This window comes from Roseibium sediminis (assembly GCF_008711325.1).
Classification (GTDB): Bacteria; Pseudomonadota; Alphaproteobacteria; order Rhizobiales; family Stappiaceae; genus Roseibium; species Roseibium sediminis.
In genome coordinates this window covers 79,537-97,237 of the sequence record NZ_VXDB01000002.1, presented here as the reverse complement: position 1 = coordinate 97,237, position 17,701 = coordinate 79,537, and the positions used below count along the sequence as shown (strand labels likewise).

Here is a 17,701-nt window from a genome sequence, read left to right as displayed (position 1 = left end):
TCAAATATCTAGAGAACGTCGAGTGATTCAGTGAATGCGAGACGAGCTCTAGTCAGGGACGTCAAAAGCATGGAGTGCGCTGAATGAGAAAACTGGCTGTGACCGCGATCTTGCTCGCCACACCACTGCCTGCGTCGGCGGGAGGCCCATTTGACCATCTGCCGGTGCTGGAGCGCACAACGCTGACAGTCACGATTTCTCCCGAGCGCGTCTATTGCATGGGCATGATGCCAGAGCCGTTCCCCTGTTTTGAGGGTACGACAAAGACTGGCCGGACAATCCGCTTTGATACCGGCATTTCCGGTTACACCTTCAGGGAAGGGCGGCGGCAAACCATTCGGGTCGAGGAGATCCGCTATGACTTCAGCGGACCTCAGGCGCCCATGGATACGTCTTCAATCCGCTACGTCCTGAAGAAATAATCAGACTTCCAGTTCCTCGATGGAGGAAAAGGCATCGCGCAGTCCGTCTGACCACGCCTTTGAGAGCTTCTGGAAATACGGGTCATCCTGTTCAATTCTGACCTGACGGTCGGCCGAGAATGTGTCCGTGTTGTACAGAAGCAGGTCGATCGGCATGCCGACCGAAAGGTTCGATCGCAGGGTCGAGTCGAATGACAGCATGATCATCTTGGCAGCCTCGCCAAGGCGCATGTCCGGTTGGGTCACGCGGTCAAGGATGGGCTTGCCGTATTTGTGCTCGCCGATTTGCAGGTAAGGCGTGTCATCCGACACTTCAATGAAGTTGCCTGCCGAATAGATCTGGAAGAGCCGGGGCTTTTCACCCTTGATCTGTCCACCCAGAATGAAGGTGACGGAGAAGTTTTCGGCATTTGCGCCGCTCCCGTCGTTGTCCATGCGCGCGACATCGCGAACGGCCTTGCCAACAAGCCGGGCCGCCTGGAACATGGTGTCGACATTCATCAGGTTCGTTTCACCATCGCCGCCGCGGGCGATTTGCTCGGACAACAGCGAAATGACAGCCTGTGTAGTTGCCAGATTTCCAGCCGACATAAGCGCGATCACGCGGTCCCCGGCGTTCTCCCAGATATGGAGCTTTTTGAAGGTGGCAACATTGTCCAACCCGGCATTCGTACGGGTGTCAGCGGCGAAAACCAGCCCCCGATCCAGTTTGAGGCCAACACAATAGGTCAAGGTGCGATCTCCTGCCGCGCGGTCTTCTTGTTTGTCTATGGAGAGGTTAGGGCCAAGGCCTGTTAATCTGGTAAAGATGGCCGGGACAAATTTGTGCGGAGACAAGGTGTAAACCGGCAGGAATTGCTTTGTCTTCCAGCGGCATTCGAGCTGTCATCCGAGTAAATACACCCGACTTGCACGGTGCTCGACTTCACGGCGTTCTGTGGCGTCAACGTCCTTGACCGGGGCATGAACCGCGCTCTTTGGAGTTTCCCCAGCATCTCGCGGCTTCTCGAACACCATCTCAACCACACTAATGGGTCCTGATCCTAATCAGCTAGCGCGGAAGAAATATTACAAAGTTTCCGCGAAGTCACTGTTGTTGTTGCAAACTTTGGGTGACATCCACTTCCACCTGCAGATTTTCTTCCCTGCCGCCAAAGCGAATGCCCTTGATCGGAGCGGCCGATCGGGAATCCAGTCCGGTCGTCAGGCGGATATAGCGGTCGGTCGGGCAAATCTCATTCGACACATCAAATCCCACCCAACCCAGATCCTTGATGAACACTTCGGCCCACGCATGATGCGCTTCGGAAGCCTGCGCATCGTCCAATAGAAGATATCCGGACACATAACGGGCCGGAATACCAATGGATCGGGCTGCGGCTATGAAAATGTGGGCGTGGTCCTGACACACTCCTTCGCCCGACGCGAAAGTGGAAATGGCCGTGGCATGGGTTTCCGTTACACCGGTCTTGTATTCCACCTTCTCGCGGATCGAATGCATGAGCTCGTGAAAGCCTGGTAAGGGGGTATCTTCATCCACGACATTCGCGAGGCGTCGGATAGCCTGATTAGCCTTGGTCAGCGGAGTGACACGCGTATATATGCGAACCGGCGCTGCCCCCTTTTCAAAACCGATGACGCCGGAAGTGTCTTGCGTGTCGACTGTTCCAGATGCCGTGATCTCCACGGTTTCGACGATGTCATGGGTCGAAACCATATGAACTACGTTGTCGAAGGCATCCTGATAGCTGGCTGCCCGATCCATCCCCGGAGTTTCGATCGTCCAGTCGATAACCTTCTGGCTGGCACCGTCATTCGGGGTGAGGCGCAGCTGTTGCATCGCGTTGGCGAGCGGCGTGTCATAGTGGTAACGTGTGGTATGTCGAACAAAGAGGCGCATAAAAGGTCCTAGCCGTCAGGCGAAATTGTAGTCCTTGGAAAGCTGGCCTGCGAAGTTGTTGTTCTGAATGATGAAATCATTCAGGAAGTCGTGCAGGCCGTTGTGATAGATGTCTTGCATCTCTGTGTTTGCCAGATCATCGCTGATCTGGTCTGCCATGGTCAGGCTCGGCAGTTTTTCGCCGTAAAACAGTCCCAGATCGTTGGCCGATCCGCTGATCCATTCATAGCAATGTGCAAGCGAACGCGGCATTTCCCGCCGAAGGATAAGAAACTCCGCGATGTTGAAGGCTGTCAGCTTGGCGTCCGGGTACGCAAAGCGGTAGCTGCGATGTCCCGAAAGTGCGCGCAGGATGCCCGTCCATTGATAACGGTCCATGGAGCCATCGCCGATCACGTCATTGTCCGGCAGCAAGACCCAGTACTGAGTGTTGAGGACGCGCGCCGTGTTATCTGCCCGTTCCACGAAATTGCCGAGCTGGCTGAAGAAATAGCCGTCATCGCGCAGCAGCGTGTTGAGAAGGGCGCCACGGAAAAGATGTGAGCGCTGGCTGATCCACGACAGGAACTCCGGCAGCCGGTCGCGGGTGATCGACTGCGGACTGGTGTCCATGAATTCGATCCAAGTGGTGTTGATCGCTTCCCAGAGCTCCGATGTGATGCTGGTGCGCACCGCACGCGCGTTGTTTCTTGCAGTTTCAAGGCAAACGCGGACGCTGGACGGGTTTTCCTTGTCGAACACCATGTAGGAGATCACCCCCTTGGGTGAGACATCGCCGATCTTCTCCTGATAGCCGAAAGCGCAGCCCGCACACAGGAGGGCAAAGCGCCAGTCGTCTTCGGAATCCTGACCTCCATGGGCAACGATAGCTGTTCGGTAAGCCACTTCCAGCAACTTGGCGGTGTTCATGGCGCGCTCATGGTAGCGAGACATCCAGAACAGGGATGATGCGGTTCTTCCGAGCATTGGTCAGTCCTCCAGAACCCAGGTGTCTTTCGTGCCGCCACCCTGGCTGGAATTGACCACCAGGGAGCCTTTCTTGAGCGCAACGCGGGTGAGCCCGCCCGGGGTGATGCGGACCTGATCACCGATCAGGACATACGGCCTGAGGTCCACATGACGGGGAGCTACACCTGAGGCGACATGGGTCGGACAGGCTGAAAGAGCCAGCGTGGGCTGGGCGATGTAGTTCGACGGGTTGGATTCCAGAACCTTCCGGAAGTCCGCAATTTCCTTCTTGGAAGCCGTCGGGCCGATCAGCATGCCGTAGCCGCCGGACCCGTGAACTTCCTTGACGACGATGTCCTCCAGATTGTCGAGAACATAGGCAAGGTCGTCTGGTCGTGAGCAGTTCCACGTGGGAACATTCTTCAAGATGGGCTTCTGGCCGGTATAGAACTCGATGATATCCGGAACATAGGCATAGATCGCCTTGTCGTCGGCGATGCCTGTGCCCGGTGCGTTGCAGATCGTCACATTGCCGGCCCGATAGGCATCGAACAGGCCCGGTACGCCAAGCATGGATTCCGGCTGGAAGGTGAGGGGATCGAGAAACGCATCATCAATGCGCCGGTAAATGACGTCGACCTGTTTCGGTTTGCGGGTCGTGCGCATGAAGACCTTGCCTTCATCGACGAAGAGGTCGCGGCCCTCAACCAGTTCAACGCCCATGGAATCGGCAAGAAACGCGTGCTCGAAATAGGCAGAGTTGTAGATGCCGGGTGTCAGGACGACGACGGTCTGGTTCGATTTGGACTGGTCCGGGCCCACGCTTTCAAGCGTCTGGCGCAGGGAGTCCGGATAATGCTCGACCGGGGCAACCCGATGAAGCTCGAACAGCTCGGGGAACATGCGCATCATCGTTTCCCGGTTTTCCATCATGTAGGAAACGCCGGATGGTGTGCGCGTGTTGTCTTCCAGAACATAGAAATCGTCTTCGCCAACGCGAACAAGATCGGTGCCGATGATATGGGCATAGACCTTGCGGGCAGGGGTGAAGCCGACCATTTCCGGCAGAAAGGCTTCATTCTGCATGATCAGATCCGCCGGAATGCGACCAGCGCGAATGATTTCCTGACGGTGATAAATGTCATGCAGGAAGGCATTCAGCGCGCGTACCCGCTGGTCGATGCCAGCTGACAGGCGGCGCCATTCGGAGGCGGACAGTATTCGCGGAATGGGATCGAAGGGAATAAGACGTTCGGTTGCCTGGCTTGAGCCGTATACCGCAAAGGTAATTCCGAGCCGACGAAATATCGTCTCTGCTTCCCGGTTCTTCTTCTTCAGAAAATTTGGAGGCTTGGACGCCAGCCAACTGTCCAGTTTTGCATATGCGGGTCTTGAGTTCCCTGCATCATCGAGCATTTCGTTGAAAAACGTTCGCTCACCAGACATGGCTTCTCCCTGTTTGTATTTTTTCTTTCAGTAAACATGACAGAGGCAAAAATACTTTCCAAGCTCTTTTATTGGGCGCGTTTGCCTCTTCTCAGAGCAGGCCAGTCCTGCTCGGTGGCATGAGTGTTGCGGGCACAAACGCCTGAAAACGCGCTGCACTATGAAGTTTCAAGAGGGCTGTTTCCGGCGGTTTTCCGGCCTGTTTGGACAAAAATGCGGCATCTTCTCCTATCTGCTGACTTTGCATCGCAAAAACTGCGTGCTACGACCCCTGACAAATAGAGGTTTGGAGAATGCAATGAAGGAAATCCTTGCCGAATTGGAAAGCCGCCGCGAAACGGCGCGCCTGGGGGGCGGACAGCGACGGATTGATGCGCAGCATTCCAAGGGAAAGCTGACAGCACGTGAGCGGATCGAGATCCTGCTGGACGAAGGCTCCTTCGAAGAGTTCGACATGTTCAAGCAGCATCGCTGTACCGATTTCGGCATGGACGAACAGCATATCCCGGGTGACGGTGTGGTTACCGGCTGGGGAACCGTCAATGGCCGCACGGTCTATGTCTTCTCCAAGGATTTCACGGTTTTTGGCGGCTCGCTGTCGGAAACCCACGCGGAAAAGATCACCAAGCTTCAGGACATGGCGCTGCGCAACCGCGCGCCGATTATCGGCCTGTTTGATGCTGGTGGCGCCCGTATTCAGGAAGGCGTCGCGGCGCTGGGCGGCTATGGCGAGGTGTTTGCCCGCAACGTTCAGGCCTCCGGCGTCATCCCGCAGATTTCGCTGATCATGGGCCCATGCGCAGGCGGTGACGTCTATTCGCCTGCCATGACCGATTTCATCTTCATGGTGCGTGATACGTCCTACATGTTTGTCACCGGTCCGGACGTGGTGAAAACCGTTACCAACGAAACCGTTACGGCGGAACAGCTGGGCGGTGCGTCCATCCACACAACCAAGTCGTCCATTGCCGACGGCGCATTCGACAATGATGTCGAGGCGTTGCTGGAGATGCGCCGGCTGATCGATTTCCTTCCCATGAACAACATGGCGGATGTTCCGGAAATCGAAACCCACGACGAAGCTGATCGGATCGACATGTCGCTCGATTCCCTGATCCCCGACAATCCGAACAAGCCCTACGATATGAAGGAGCTGGTTCTGAAGACGGTGGACGAGGGCGACTTCTACGAAATCCAGCCGAGCTTTGCCGCCAATATCATTACCGGCTTTGGTCGCATCGAGGGGCGCACGGTCGGCATCATTGCAAACCAGCCGATGGTTCTGGCCGGAGTGCTTGATTCCGACGCCAGCCGCAAGGCAGCCCGATTCGTTCGCTTCTGCGACTGCTTCAGCATTCCGATTGTCACATTCGTTGACGTTCCGGGATTCCTTCCGGGCACGGCGCAGGAATATGGCGGTCTGATCAAGCACGGTGCAAAGCTGCTCTTTGCCTATTCGGAAGCAACCGTTCCGAAAGTGACCGTCATTACGCGCAAGGCCTATGGTGGTGCCTATGACGTGATGAGCTCCAAACACATCCGCGGCGACATCAACTACGCCTGGCCGACTGCCGAGATTGCGGTGATGGGTGCGAAGGGCGCTGTCGAAATCCTCTATCGCTCCGAGCTTTCCGACAAGGAAAAGATCGCCAAGCGCACGAAGGATTACGAAGACCGCTTTGCCAACCCGTTTGTGGCGGCAGAGCGCGGCTATATCGACGACGTGATCCGTCCGCATTCCACGCGCCGTCGGGTCTCGAAGGCGCTGGCCCTGCTGCGCTCCAAGCAGGTGGAAACGCCCTGGAAGAAGCACGACAACATCCCGCTCTGACAAAAGGTCGGGTTCAAACAAAAACGCCGCGGAAAACCGCGGCGTTTTTTTTGTCTACAGGTGCTGCTCTCAGGCGGCGCGGGTGCTTGAGTGCAGGAAGTCATCAATGGCCGACTTGATCATGCGCGAGCTTTCCTCAAGCTTCTTGGCACGATCATCAAGCTGCGAGGCCAGATCCCGGTTTTCCGAGGTCATGCTGCCAACGCGGCTGACCGAGTCTGCCATCTGATCGGCGTTGTGTGTCGATTCCGCAGCCGCTGCCGCGATCTCGCCAGTGGCCTGACTTTGTTGGGAAACTGATCCCGTCAAATCTTCCACGAACACCTTCATTTCGCTGAGGATGTCGTTGATCTGCTTGATCGCATCGACCGAGTCGCCGGTAGAACCCTGAATGGCTTCGATCTTCGTGCGGATCTCGTCGGTTGCCTTTGATGTCTGGGTTGCCAGTTCCTTCACTTCCGCAGCAACGACCGCGAAACCCTTGCCTGCTTCGCCTGCACGCGCCGCTTCGATGGTGGCGTTGAGGGCAAGAAGGTTGGTTTGCTCGGCAATGTCCTGAATGAGACCAATCACTGTGCCGATGCTGTCAGCAAGGGTGTTGAGCTCGGTCATTTGCTCGCTGGCATTGGAGGAAACCTCCGTTGCATCCTGAATGCGGGCATTCACCTGACTGATCCTGTTGTTCAGTTCGCTGATGGATGCAGAAAGCTCGGTGCTTGCGGATGCCACTGTCTGCGCCGATGCGCGTGCTTCGGACGTTGCAGAAAGGGAGCCTTGCGATTCATGCTCGGTCTTTTGAGCATACTGGAGCAGGCGAACCGTGCTGTGCTGAACTTCCTCGATGGTGGCGCTCATGCTGTTGAAGAGCGACGCGATCTTGTTGTTGAAGTTCTCGGCAAAGGCAGCACGCTCCTTCGCCATCTGCGCTTTCATCTTCTTTTCGTCTTCAGCCTGCGAGGTTTCAAGCTGCTTCTTCTCCAGAAGGGACAGTCGCAGCTGGTCCAGAACACGGGCCATGCTGCCAATTTCGTCCTTGCGGCGGGTTTCCCCTACCTCGTCCTCAATTGCTCTGTTGGCAACGGCTTTCATGGAGAGGTAAATCTGGCGAGTAGACCGCAGGATGCTCAAGAACACGAAGGCAATCAGCCCGAAGAGGGTAACAACAATCATGAAGACGCTGGCATAGAAGATTGCCTGAGCAGAATCCTGCTGAGCCCTTGCCGTTTCCACGCTTGCGCTGACCCGTGCTTCCATCAATTTGTAGAACTCGTCCACCGGGCCCATGATATTGGCCTTGTAGCGGTGATAGTCCTTGCTGTGCAGCATCTGGATCGGTTTCATCGGGTCATTGGCTTCGATCGGATTGCCGGCAGCATCCAGACCCTTGACGTAGTTCATGGCTTCGACTTCAAGATTGACGAGGCCATCGGAATTGGCCTTGGCTTCTTCCAGCTTTACAAATTCCGCGTCCGTGAAGCCTACCGCACGCATACGGTCCAGAAGGCCGACGCTTTCCCCATCAGGGCGCGGCTTGGCAACACCACTTGCCACGAAGTCCCAGTAGATGCGGTGATAGTCGACCGGGGTCGGCTCTTTGCCATCACGAATGGCCAGGATCTTCATGTACTGATCTTCGTAAGAAGAATCTCCTGTCACGACATATGTTCTTGCAAGTCGTGTCAGGTCATCGGAGCTTTGGCGGAGCTCATCAGCAAGAAGGTAGGATGCGTATTGGTTTTTCAATGCAGTCTTGTAGTCCTGCGATGCTGTCCTATACGATGTATAGTTGTAGACAAGTGCAGCAGAGGCCAGAACCGAAACAATCAGTCCGGCAACCATATACTGGGAAATCCGCATGTTGAGCTTCCATAAAAAGGTGGGGGTTCCTTAAGTTCCCCTATAGGCAGCGGAAATGCCCTAAATGGAAGTTAAGTAGAAATCTTCGCGCTGTGTTTTTGACTAAGCAATAAAGTCGATAAAACAATATATTACGTCGACCTGGATTTTATGTGTTGGGGTTTGAGAAGTGAAAAATGTGCTTTTATTCATTGTATTCTGGCTTTCCCTTGCGGCTGAGGCGTGGGCCTGCAGCTGCATGCGCCCTGCAAATGGACCGGTCGACATGCGGATGATCCGTGAACCTGGAACGCTATTGTTTGAAGGGGAGGTCGAAAGCCTTCGCGGAATGCAAAACGACCGCCGGATCACGGCGAATATCCGGGTTCTTGAGGTCATATCCGGATCGGCAGGCAAAAGGATCGTCGTTGAAACCGCAAGACATAGTGCCGCATGTGGTGTTTCGCTCAAAGCGGGAACACGCATGTCCTGGCTGGTGAGGAAAGGCGAAAACGGAGCCTACAGGCTGAGCCTGTGCGACCAGCTGTTCTGGCGACACCACGAAAAGGAAATCCGCCAGAAACTGAAGTCCGGCAAATAGGGGCTTCAGAGAGCCGGCAGAAATAGGTCAGCTTGCTCAGTCGCGCCAGAAATCGTTGAACAGGGGTTCCTTGCACTCATAGGCAACGGGACACTTCGGATTGTCCTTGGTCTGGGCATATTGCGGGTAAAGCCGTTCCCACGCATCACAGTATTTGTAGTTGGAAACAAACAGGGAATAGGTTGTCCGGCTCGTGGTGAACACGACGGCCCCACGGTCCCGTACCATCTGCTGTGCCTTGGCGCAGGTCAGCTTGCGCACGTCCGGGCGCGCCTGAGCTTCAAATGAGGTCCCCATCGCGCTCAAGGCAAGAAACAGGGCGAAATATCGGGATTGCTTGCGCATGGCATCAGCCTCCGCAGTCTCAAAACAATTGAACGCCTATCAGGCAGGCTGAATGCGGCGGCAAGGTGGCCAGCCTCGCTTGATCTGATCAGATTCAGGTGATTCCCGGCCTGTTTCTCAGGATCTCGACGCTCACTTTTCCAGCGGCGATAGGCAAGGGGGCTCCTGGCTTGTGAACCCGCACCCGCACCCGTTGAATGCGCTCATCCGCCTCGAACAGGCTTTGGGCGATGGCTCCGGCAAGCCGTTCAATCAGATTGAAGCGGGTTGTCGTCACAGCCTTTTCAACGGTCTTTGCAAGGGAGGCGTAGCAGACGGTATCTGAATAGTTGTCGCTCTCGGATGCGGATTTGAGATCCAGCCAGCAAGTCAGATCAACATGAAAGCGCTGGCCGAGTTTTGCCTCTTCGTCATAGACGCCGTGATAGGCGTAAAACGCGAGATCCTCGAGGTGAATGGCATCCATGCTGGGGTCGCCCGTTTTCTGTTCTTGTACTGGTACAACTCTGAAGCTGCATCGTTTACTTGGTTGTAGCGGGAAAATAAAGAACCCAACGGTCGCGAAATGTTCCAAAAACAGCGTGCCGTATCAATCAACCTTGGCAGAGCTCGGCTTTTGCCAAATCGAGCCAGTTAACCTTTAGATATATTGCACTGCCGCGAAGCACCGCCTACAAGACTGCAAATGAAAAGTTTGGGTGGAGCTGACATGTTTTCCAAGATCCTGATCGCCAACCGTGGCGAAATCGCGTGCCGGGTCATCAAGACGGCCAAGCGCATGGGCATCAAGACAGTTGCCGTCTATTCCGATGCCGATCAGGACGCCCTTCATGTGGAAATGGCAGACGAGGCCGTCCACATCGGACCGGCTGCCGCCGCTGATTCCTATCTCATCGCCGAAAAGATCATCGCAGCCTGCAAGCAGACAGGCGCGGAAGCGGTTCATCCGGGCTACGGCTTCCTGTCCGAGCGGGCCAGCTTCCCCAAAGCTCTCGCAAAGGAAGGCATCGTCTTCATCGGGCCCAACCCGCGCGCGATCGAGGCGATGGGTGACAAGATCGAATCGAAGAAATTCGCCAACGAAGCCCGCGTCTCGACGGTTCCCGGTTATCTGGGTGTGATTGAAAGCCCGGAGCAGGCAGTCGAAATCGCCGGGGACATCGGCTATCCGGTCATGATCAAGGCGTCCGCCGGTGGTGGTGGCAAGGGCATGCGCATTGCCTGGAACGCGGAAGAAGTTCGTGACGGTTATACGCGTTCCAAGTCGGAAGCAGCGTCTTCCTTCGGGGATGACCGCGTCTTCATCGAAAAGTTCATCCAGAACCCGCGCCACATCGAAATTCAGGTCCTTGGCGACAAGCACGGCAACGTTGTTTACCTCGGTGAGCGCGAGTGCTCCATTCAGCGCCGGAACCAGAAGGTGATCGAGGAGGCCCCGTCACCGCTGCTGGACGAGGAAACCCGCCGCGCCATGGGTGAGCAGGCCGTCGCCCTTGCCAAGGCCGTGGACTATGATTCTGCCGGAACGGTCGAATTCGTTGCGGGTCAGGACAAGAGCTTCTTCTTCCTTGAAATGAACACCCGCCTGCAGGTGGAACATCCGGTCACCGAGTTGATCACCGGGATCGACCTCGTGGAGCAGATGATCCACGTGGCTGCTGGCGAAAAGCTGGAAATCAGCCAGGAAGACGTGAAGTTGAACGGCTGGTCGATTGAAAGCCGCATCTATGCGGAAGACCCGTACCGCAACTTCCTGCCGTCCATCGGCCGCCTGACCCGCTACCGGCCGCCGGAAGAGGGTGTCGCCGAAGGCCTGACCATCCGCAACGACACCGGTGTGGTCGAGGGCTCGGAAATCTCCATGTTCTACGATCCGATGATCGCCAAGCTGGTCACCCATGCGCCAACCCGCGAAGAGGCGATTGCCGGAATGTCGGAAGCTCTGGACGCGTTTTATGTCGACGGCATCCAGCACAACGTTCCGTTCCTCACGTCGCTGATGAACCATCCGCGCTGGCGCTCCGGCGATCTGTCCACCAGCTTCATCGCCGACGAATATCCCGATGGTTTCAGCCCCGCAGAGCCGGATGAAAATGCACAGGCGCTGCTTGCCGCCGTTGCCTTGTCCATGGGCGCGCTCAACCGCGAGCGCCTCGATCACCTGACCGGCCGTCTGCGTCCGCATTCGGGTGCCGTGCGCGAGGACTGGGTGGTGAAGATCGACAAGAGCTACATTCCGATCCGTCTTGCCGCCGGGTATCCGGGAACGCCGATCGAGATCGATGTTGCCATCGGCGATGGACCGGTCACCGCGGTCGAATCCGACTGGGCTCCGGGGGATCGCCTCTGGAATGGCCGGGTCGGCGAGCGGGCTGTCACCGTGCAGGTTCGCCCCGTTATGGGCGGCTACCGCCTCGACTGGCAGGGCTATTCGGTCGTTGCCAAGGTCATGACCCCGCGCATTGCCGAGCTCGACGCCCTGATGCCGGAAAAAATGCCGCCGGACACGTCCAAGATGCTGCTCTGCCCGATGCCGGGTCTTGTGGTGTCTATCGCCGTGGAAGAGGGCCAGGAAGTGAAGGCCGGCGAGCAGCTGGCCATCGTGGAAGCCATGAAAATGGAAAACGTCCTGCGCGCAGAACGCGATTGCGTTGTCTCCTCCATCAAGGCAGCAGCTGGCGACAGCCTTGCCGTTGATGCGGTGATCATGGAATTCGAATAAGTCCTACTGGGCTTGCATTGACCATGAAAAACCGGCGAGATGATCGCCGGTTTTTTGTGGTGCCATCCTCAGTACTGTGCCTAGGGGTGAATAAAAACAAGCGCTTGCAAATACTTTGGATGATCGTTGCAGGTTGACAGAAGGTCTGTAATGGCAAGCGATTTTGGGTCGGTGGGGCTTTAATTATTGGCTCTGCAAAACGTCCTCAACTGCTCGTGCCCCCAGTTCCCCTCCCCCTTGTGGGGAGGGGGTAGGGGTGGGGGTATATCTTGTCCGACCTCGGTATCAGATTCGGTTGAAATATCCTCACCCCCACCCTTGCCCTCCCCACAAGGGGGAGGGGATGGAGATATCTTGCGCGGATAGACTTGCTTGTGGGTGGGATAGGCACACGGAAAAAAATTGGATAAACCAGAGCAAGCAATCTCCCGACAGGAACCTCAAGTGTCTGCCGACAAGCCGCTACCCGTCACCACCATCCTCTTTGATCTCGATGGAACCCTCAGCGATCCGTTTGAGGGCATCACGCGCTGCATCAAATATGCCATGGAGAAGATGGGCGCAGAGGTGCCAGAGGCGTCTACGCTAGGCTGGTGTATCGGCCCGCCGCTGTGGGACAGTTTCGAAGTTCTCCTGAACACAAAAGATCGCACAGTCACCGACAAGGCAGTTGCCTTTTACCGCGAGCGCTATGCCGAAAAGGGCATGTTCGAGAATACCTTGATTGAAGGGATCGATGCAGCGGTTGAAGCCCTTCATGCCAAGGGCAAGCGCATGCTGGTCGCAACATCCAAGACGAATTCCTATGCCGGAAAGATCGTCGAGCATTTCGGGCTCATGCCGCCGATTGAAAGGGTCTACGGCGCGGAGCCGGATGGAACGCGCTCTGACAAGACTGAGCTGATCGCCCACATCTTGCAGCAAGAGGGGCTGTCGCCAGCTGAATGCGTGATGATCGGTGACCGCAAATTCGATCTCATCGGCGCCCGCAACAACTCGGTGCGCAGCATCGGTGTCCTCTGGGGCTATGGCAGCCGGGACGAACTCTCCGCCGAGAAGCCAGATTTTCTTGCAGAGGGCCCGGGGCTCATCGTCGACTGGGTCAACCAGAACTCCTGACCCATTTTCTCAAAAGTGCCTGTAGACCACGTCTTCCGGGTCATTCCGGCGGGCGTCCGGGTCCAGTGTGGCGCCCAGACGTTCCGCGAGGCGGATGGAGCGGGTATTGTTGGCATCGATGTAGCTCACAAGTGTCGGGAGCTTGCGGATCTCTCTCGCCCAGTCGCGATAGGCGCTTGCCGCTTCGAAGGCATAACCCTTGCCTTCTGCCTCAGGGTAGACGTACCAGCCAATCTCGGTCTCGGGGAACATCGGTCCGGCGTTGATGCCGACCTGTCCGAGTGTCGTGCCGGATGCCTTGTCGTCAAACATCAAGGCACCGTGGCCGAAGAGGGACCACAGGGCAATGTCGTGACAAAACATGCCCCAGGCGAAGGACGTGGTGTGCGGCCCGCCCATTCCGACAGAGTAGTCGGACTGCATGAGCTCCAGATAATTCGGCCAATCGGCATAGGTCATGGGCCGCAAGACAAGGCGGTCTGTTTCAAGGGTAATCGCTTCGGGCATTGATCTTCCGGCTGATTGGGTCAGAAAATGAAATTCGGCGTTTGTTTCACCGTTTGAGCCAGACAAAACCACCTGTTTCGCCCTCCAGAGGGCCGTGCTCTGCTGATGTCGGCTTGATCATGGCATCAAGTAGAACGGAGGTTGGGGTCCAGTAGGGGATGTACCAGTCCTGATCCACCTCAAGCACGAGCACCCGGTCCTTGTCCGCATCATAGGCCCCGATCAGGGAGACATGCGGCCCGTCCCAGTCTCCGGTCACGACCCCCTGATTGAAATAGACGAGAAGGGCGTCGCTGGCTGACTTTTCATTGGCGGCAAGGATGTCACGCACGCGGCTGAGGGAGGCTTCATCGGCAGATTCAGGCTGATAACTCTCAACTTCGTAGCCCTGAAGATCGGCTGCCTGCACCGCCGCGCCTGCATAGGCCGCAAGTTGCGCGATGGTCACCCCGTCGCCTTCTTCCGCCGAAAGTTTCGCCCAAAGCGGATCGCCGATTTTCTCCAGCAATTCGGGCTGGCTCAGGACCTTGTCCTCGGCATGGGACGGAAGACCTTTCAGGCCGTTGATGGCAGCCGTCACGCTGGCGATGGAGCAAGCGCTCGATGTGAATTGCGGCTTCACGAAAGGCGAAAAGCCCAGTAATCGGGGGCTTCGCTGCCGCGCAAATAGGTCTGGTCCGCGGTGATCGGCGTTGCGTTTGGGCCGAGCTTTGGAGCTGCCGTCTCCGAAGCCAAAGCCGGAAGGCCGGTGAGCGAAAAGGCAATGGAAAGGGCTGCGGAAAACTGAAAAAGCGAACGCATGTGAAATGTGCCTCCTGCAACAATTGCGGGAAAGGTATGTGAGAATTTTGCGTCCAACAATCACTGTTTTGGGCGGCGAGCGAGAAATTTGCTGAGCCCTTCCGAAAGGAGCTTTCAGCGATACTGAAAAATTTTGCGCAATGATCTTTGCAACCTGCGTCACGGAAGGTATGGAGAAGGGGAACAGTTCTCGGGGCGGGGTGAAATTCCCCACCGGCGGTGACAGGTCGGGGCCAAAATCTCCAACCTGAAGCCCGCGAGCGCCTTGGTCGATCAGGCCGAGGGACAGCAGATCCGGTGCAATTCCGGAGCCGACGGTCATAGTCCGGATGAGAGAGAACGATGGCAGGTGTGCAAGGGCCGCAACAGCGGACCTGCACACGGTTTACGTGCTCGGACTGTTCGCTGTGAAACTGGCAACGAGGTCCGAACATGACTGAACTTTCGACTTCCTCATCTCAGCGTCCGCTGTTGGCTGTGCTGGCCATGGTTGGGGCAGGGGCATCCTTCGCGCTTATCAATGGTGCGCTGCAGGCGTCCACCATGCAGTTGGGCGTTGCGTCCACAACGGCAGCCTTCTGGCAATATGCCTTCGGCCTGCTTGCTGCACTGCCATGGGTGCTGCGTGGCGGTGTGTCTGCGCTGAAGACCGATCAGCTCGGTTGGCATCTGGTGCGCGCCGGCCTTGCCGTTGTCGGTATCCAGATGTGGGTCGCCGGTCTTGCGCAGGTGCAGATCTGGCAGGCCATTGCCCTTGTCATGACGTCGCCCTTCTTCGTCATCATCGGGGCTAAGCTGTTCTTTCGCGAGCGTGTGGGTTGGGTGCGCTGGATGGCGACCGCCGCGGGCTTCGCCGGAGGCATGGTCATTCTCGAACCCTGGACGGAAAGCTTCCACTGGGGTGCCGTTCTGCCCGTCGGGGCTGCTGCGTTCTGGGCCGGAACGTCACTTGTCACCAAGAAACTGACCCGGACCGAAGCCGCGGATACGATCACCCTTTACCTGCTGCTTTTGATGACGCCGGTGAACGCCTTTCTCGCCTTCGGGGATGCGGGCCTCGGCATTTCGGGGACGGCATTGTGGCTGTTGCCAGCCGCCGGTCTACTGACGGTTCTGGCGAATTATCTCCTCACACTGGCCTATCAAAAAGCGGATGCCGCGTTCATTCAGCCCTTTGATCACCTCAAACTTCCGCTAAATATTGCGGTTGGATGGTTCGCCTTCGGGTTCGCGCCAACAGGGGCCTTCTGGCCCGGCGCCCTTGTGATCGTGGGTGCGTCGCTCATTGTTATGCTGGATGAGGCAAAGGCTGCGCGGACGCTGTCGACGGCGGCCCGAACCTGAGTGCCTCGGGTGGCAGGCGTGCCGATCAGACGGCTAAACTGCCACTCTGGTCTTGGTAAAACTCACAGCTCCATGACCACCGCTTGTCAAAGCGGACAGGTTGGAACTCTGGATAAGCTGTGACAACCCTAACGGAAAGGCCGGTTTCACGGGCGACTCAGCTATAGTGAAACTGGCGACAAGCTGTTGGTTAGGGTGACAATGAAGCATATTCTCGTGTCGGGTGCCTCCGGAACGGTGGGCCGGTTTATCACTGCGCGCTTGGCCGAGGACGGGCACAAGGTCACCTGTCTTGGCCGCAAAACCGTTGAGCTTGATGGCGTTGCCTTCCATGCATGGGACCTTGCCGACGAAGAAGTGACACTTCCCGAAGCTGATGCACTGGTGCATGCGGCGTTTTCCCACGTGCCCGGCAAGTATCGCGACGGAGAAGGGGATGACCCGCATAGCTTCATTGAACTGAATGTCGGCGGAGCGATCCGGATTTTCGAAGCCGCAAAGCTAGCAGGTATCCGCCACGCGATATGCCTGTCCAGCGATGCTGTCTATGCAAATAGCGGAAACTGGGCGGTGCTGAAGGAAGATGCCGAGCTCGGTCCGGACAGTCTGTATGGTCAGGTGAAGATTGCCGGAGAAATGGCGCTAGAAAACCTGTGCGACGACACCTTTGCCGGAACAGCTCTCCGCCTTGCCAGCGTTTACGGAACGCCTCCCGGGCGCTCTCGCGACAAGTGGTCCAGCCTCTTCAGCGCCTTTGCCCGTGGAGCAAAGATCGAGCCGCATCTGGGCACAGAAGTCCATGGCGAGGATGTGGCCAGTGCGGTGTCACTCGTTCTGGAGAGCGAAAGGCCGGAGGGCGCCGTCTTCGACATTTTCAATGTTTCAGATCTGCTGCTTGATCGCCACGAGCTGCTGTCGCTTTATGCCAGTGAGATGGCCATACCCGTGCCGCCACCTGCACGCGCACCCGGTCCGCTCGGTGTGTTGGAGCCGGGCAAACTGAAGGTCCTTGGCTGGAACCCGGGTGGCAAAGCCAAGCTGGAACATTATGTCTCCAGCCTGAGCGTCGCCCTGCAGGGCGCTGCCGGAGCGAGGTAGGCTTCTAAAGCAGCGCCGTCGGTCCGAAGATCTTTTCGAATTCCGCCCGCATGACCATGTCGTTTTCCGGCATCGTGACCGGCAGGCCAAGGTCTACCAGACTGGTGACGCCGTGTTCCTGAATGCCGCAGGGGACAATGCCTGAGAAATGATCCAGCTCGGGCTCCACATTCAGGCTGATGCCGTGGAATGTCACCCATTTGCGAAGGCGAATGCCGATGGCCGCGATCTTGTCTTCCGAGGTCGCACTGCGCTCGGGGCGACGAACCCACACTCCGACGCGGTCTTCCCGCCGTTCGCCGCGCACATGATAGTTCCAGAGCGTGTTGATCACCCATGCCTCAAGAGCCGCAACAAAGGCACGGACATCCTGTTGGCGGCGCTTCAGGTCCAGCATGACATAAGCGACCCGTTGCCCGGGGCCATGGTAGGTATACTGGCCACCCCGGCCAGCCTTGTAGACCGGGAACCGGTCCGGCATGATCAGGTCCGCCTCGTCCGCACTGGTTCCTGCCGTATAAAGGGGAGGGTGCTCCAGCAGCCAGACCCGCTCATTGGCTTTCCCTTCGCTGATGGCCGCAACCCGGGATTCCATCTCGGCAATGGCCTGTTCATAGTCAACAAGGTCATCCTCGATGACCCATTCAACCGGTGGGGAGCCTTCAATGGGGGAAAAGTCGAGCGCGAGCTGCTGGCGGTCCGGGGCTGGCATGTGCTGTTAATCTTTTGTAAACTTTTTCGGTGCGGTATCGAAGGTTAACGGCCTGTTAATTCGCACGGG

General features: G+C 57.1%; 18 protein-coding genes and 1 riboswitch. Of the genes, 7 read left to right on the top strand and 11 right to left on the bottom strand.

What is annotated here, in order from left to right; translation table 11 throughout:
• Positions 1 to 83 precede the first annotated feature (83 nt).
• Complete coding sequence (locus F0155_RS02305) at positions 84 to 422, top strand: DUF4377 domain-containing protein (RefSeq protein ID WP_150522865.1); 339 nt, start codon at positions 84 to 86, stop codon at positions 420 to 422.
• On the opposite strand, the gene F0155_RS02300 is transcribed toward F0155_RS02305, so the two are convergent.
• The 4 genes from F0155_RS02300 to F0155_RS02285 all read right to left on the bottom strand — a co-directional run bounded on the left by F0155_RS02300 (position 423) and on the right by F0155_RS02285 (position 4,716).
• Complete coding sequence (locus F0155_RS02300; protein ID WP_150522864.1) at positions 423 to 1,154, bottom strand: proteasome-type protease; 732 nt, start codon at positions 1,152 to 1,154, stop codon at positions 423 to 425.
• A gap of 355 nt (positions 1,155 to 1,509) precedes the next feature.
• On the bottom strand, positions 1,510 to 2,322 hold the full coding sequence (locus F0155_RS02295) for a transglutaminase family protein (protein WP_150522863.1): 813 nt from the start codon (positions 2,320 to 2,322) through the stop codon (positions 1,510 to 1,512).
• 15 nt (positions 2,323 to 2,337) lie between these two features.
• The gene (locus tag F0155_RS02290; RefSeq protein WP_150522862.1) at positions 2,338 to 3,288 is read right to left on the bottom strand and encodes an alpha-E domain-containing protein; all 951 of its coding nucleotides are present in this window, start codon (positions 3,286 to 3,288) and stop codon (positions 2,338 to 2,340) included.
• Between the two features lie 3 nt (positions 3,289 to 3,291).
• Complete coding sequence (locus tag F0155_RS02285) at positions 3,292 to 4,716, bottom strand: circularly permuted type 2 ATP-grasp protein (RefSeq protein ID WP_150522861.1); 1,425 nt, start codon at positions 4,714 to 4,716, stop codon at positions 3,292 to 3,294.
• 298 nt (positions 4,717 to 5,014) lie between these two features.
• On the opposite strand from F0155_RS02285, the gene F0155_RS02280 reads away from it, so the two are divergent.
• Entirely contained in the window at positions 5,015 to 6,547 is a 1,533-nt protein-coding gene (locus tag F0155_RS02280) for an acyl-CoA carboxylase subunit beta (protein WP_150522860.1), read from the top strand.
• A 69-nt stretch (positions 6,548 to 6,616) separates the two neighbouring features.
• On the opposite strand, the gene F0155_RS02275 is transcribed toward F0155_RS02280, so the two are convergent.
• On the bottom strand, positions 6,617 to 8,404 hold the full coding sequence (locus tag F0155_RS02275) for a methyl-accepting chemotaxis protein (RefSeq protein WP_150522859.1): 1,788 nt from the start codon (positions 8,402 to 8,404) through the stop codon (positions 6,617 to 6,619).
• Between the two features lie 178 nt (positions 8,405 to 8,582).
• Here F0155_RS02275 and F0155_RS02270 point away from each other — a divergent pair, with 178 nt between their 5' ends.
• Positions 8,583 to 8,984: a hypothetical protein gene (locus F0155_RS02270; RefSeq protein ID WP_150522858.1), complete on the top strand. Its 402-nt coding sequence runs from the start codon at positions 8,583 to 8,585 to the stop codon at positions 8,982 to 8,984.
• Between the two features lie 36 nt (positions 8,985 to 9,020).
• Here the strand turns inward: F0155_RS02270 and F0155_RS02265 are convergent, their stop codons facing one another.
• Together F0155_RS02265 and folB are read right to left on the bottom strand one after the other, a co-directional pair.
• Positions 9,021 to 9,329 (bottom strand): hypothetical protein, encoded by a 309-nt coding sequence (locus tag F0155_RS02265; protein WP_208999094.1) that lies wholly within the window; start codon positions 9,327 to 9,329, stop codon positions 9,021 to 9,023.
• Positions 9,330 to 9,423: 94 nt separating this feature from the next.
• Positions 9,424 to 9,795, bottom strand: a complete 372-nt coding sequence (gene folB, locus F0155_RS02260) for a dihydroneopterin aldolase (protein ID WP_150522857.1) — start codon at positions 9,793 to 9,795, stop codon at positions 9,424 to 9,426.
• A gap of 243 nt (positions 9,796 to 10,038) precedes the next feature.
• Here folB and F0155_RS02255 point away from each other — a divergent pair, with 243 nt between their 5' ends.
• Both F0155_RS02255 and F0155_RS02250 read left to right on the top strand, forming a co-directional pair.
• Positions 10,039 to 12,051, top strand: a complete 2,013-nt coding sequence (locus F0155_RS02255) for an acetyl-CoA carboxylase biotin carboxylase subunit (RefSeq protein ID WP_150522856.1) — start codon at positions 10,039 to 10,041, stop codon at positions 12,049 to 12,051.
• A gap of 444 nt (positions 12,052 to 12,495) precedes the next feature.
• A complete protein-coding gene (locus tag F0155_RS02250) occupies positions 12,496 to 13,170 on the top strand; it encodes an HAD family hydrolase (RefSeq protein ID WP_150522855.1) in 675 nt (224 codons plus the stop codon).
• A 9-nt stretch (positions 13,171 to 13,179) separates the two neighbouring features.
• Here F0155_RS02250 and F0155_RS02245 read toward each other — a convergent pair whose 3' ends face one another.
• The 3 genes from F0155_RS02245 to F0155_RS23770 are packed head-to-tail and all read right to left on the bottom strand — an operon-like array spanning position 13,180 to position 14,478.
• Entirely contained in the window at positions 13,180 to 13,677 is a 498-nt protein-coding gene (locus F0155_RS02245; RefSeq protein ID WP_150522854.1) for a GNAT family N-acetyltransferase, read from the bottom strand.
• Positions 13,678 to 13,723: 46 nt separating this feature from the next.
• Positions 13,724 to 14,299, bottom strand: a complete 576-nt coding sequence (locus F0155_RS02240; RefSeq protein ID WP_208999093.1) for a phytochelatin synthase family protein — start codon at positions 14,297 to 14,299, stop codon at positions 13,724 to 13,726.
• Entirely contained in the window at positions 14,296 to 14,478 is a 183-nt protein-coding gene (locus F0155_RS23770; protein WP_208999092.1) for a hypothetical protein, read from the bottom strand. The genes F0155_RS02240 and F0155_RS23770 overlap by 4 nt, the downstream gene beginning before the upstream one ends.
• Before the next feature lie 182 nt (positions 14,479 to 14,660).
• A riboswitch (FMN riboswitch) is annotated at positions 14,661 to 14,823 on the top strand.
• A gap of 87 nt (positions 14,824 to 14,910) precedes the next feature.
• On the opposite strand from F0155_RS23770, the gene F0155_RS02235 reads away from it, so the two are divergent.
• Entirely contained in the window at positions 14,911 to 15,822 is a 912-nt protein-coding gene (locus F0155_RS02235) for a DMT family transporter (RefSeq protein ID WP_150522853.1), read from the top strand.
• Between the two features lie 201 nt (positions 15,823 to 16,023).
• A complete protein-coding gene (locus tag F0155_RS02230) occupies positions 16,024 to 16,920 on the top strand; it encodes an NAD-dependent epimerase/dehydratase family protein (RefSeq protein ID WP_150522852.1) in 897 nt (298 codons plus the stop codon).
• Between the two features lie 4 nt (positions 16,921 to 16,924).
• Here F0155_RS02230 and lipB read toward each other — a convergent pair whose 3' ends face one another.
• Entirely contained in the window at positions 16,925 to 17,632 is a 708-nt protein-coding gene (lipB, locus tag F0155_RS02225) for a lipoyl(octanoyl) transferase LipB (RefSeq protein ID WP_150522851.1), read from the bottom strand.
• Between the last annotated feature and the right edge of the window lie 69 nt (positions 17,633 to 17,701).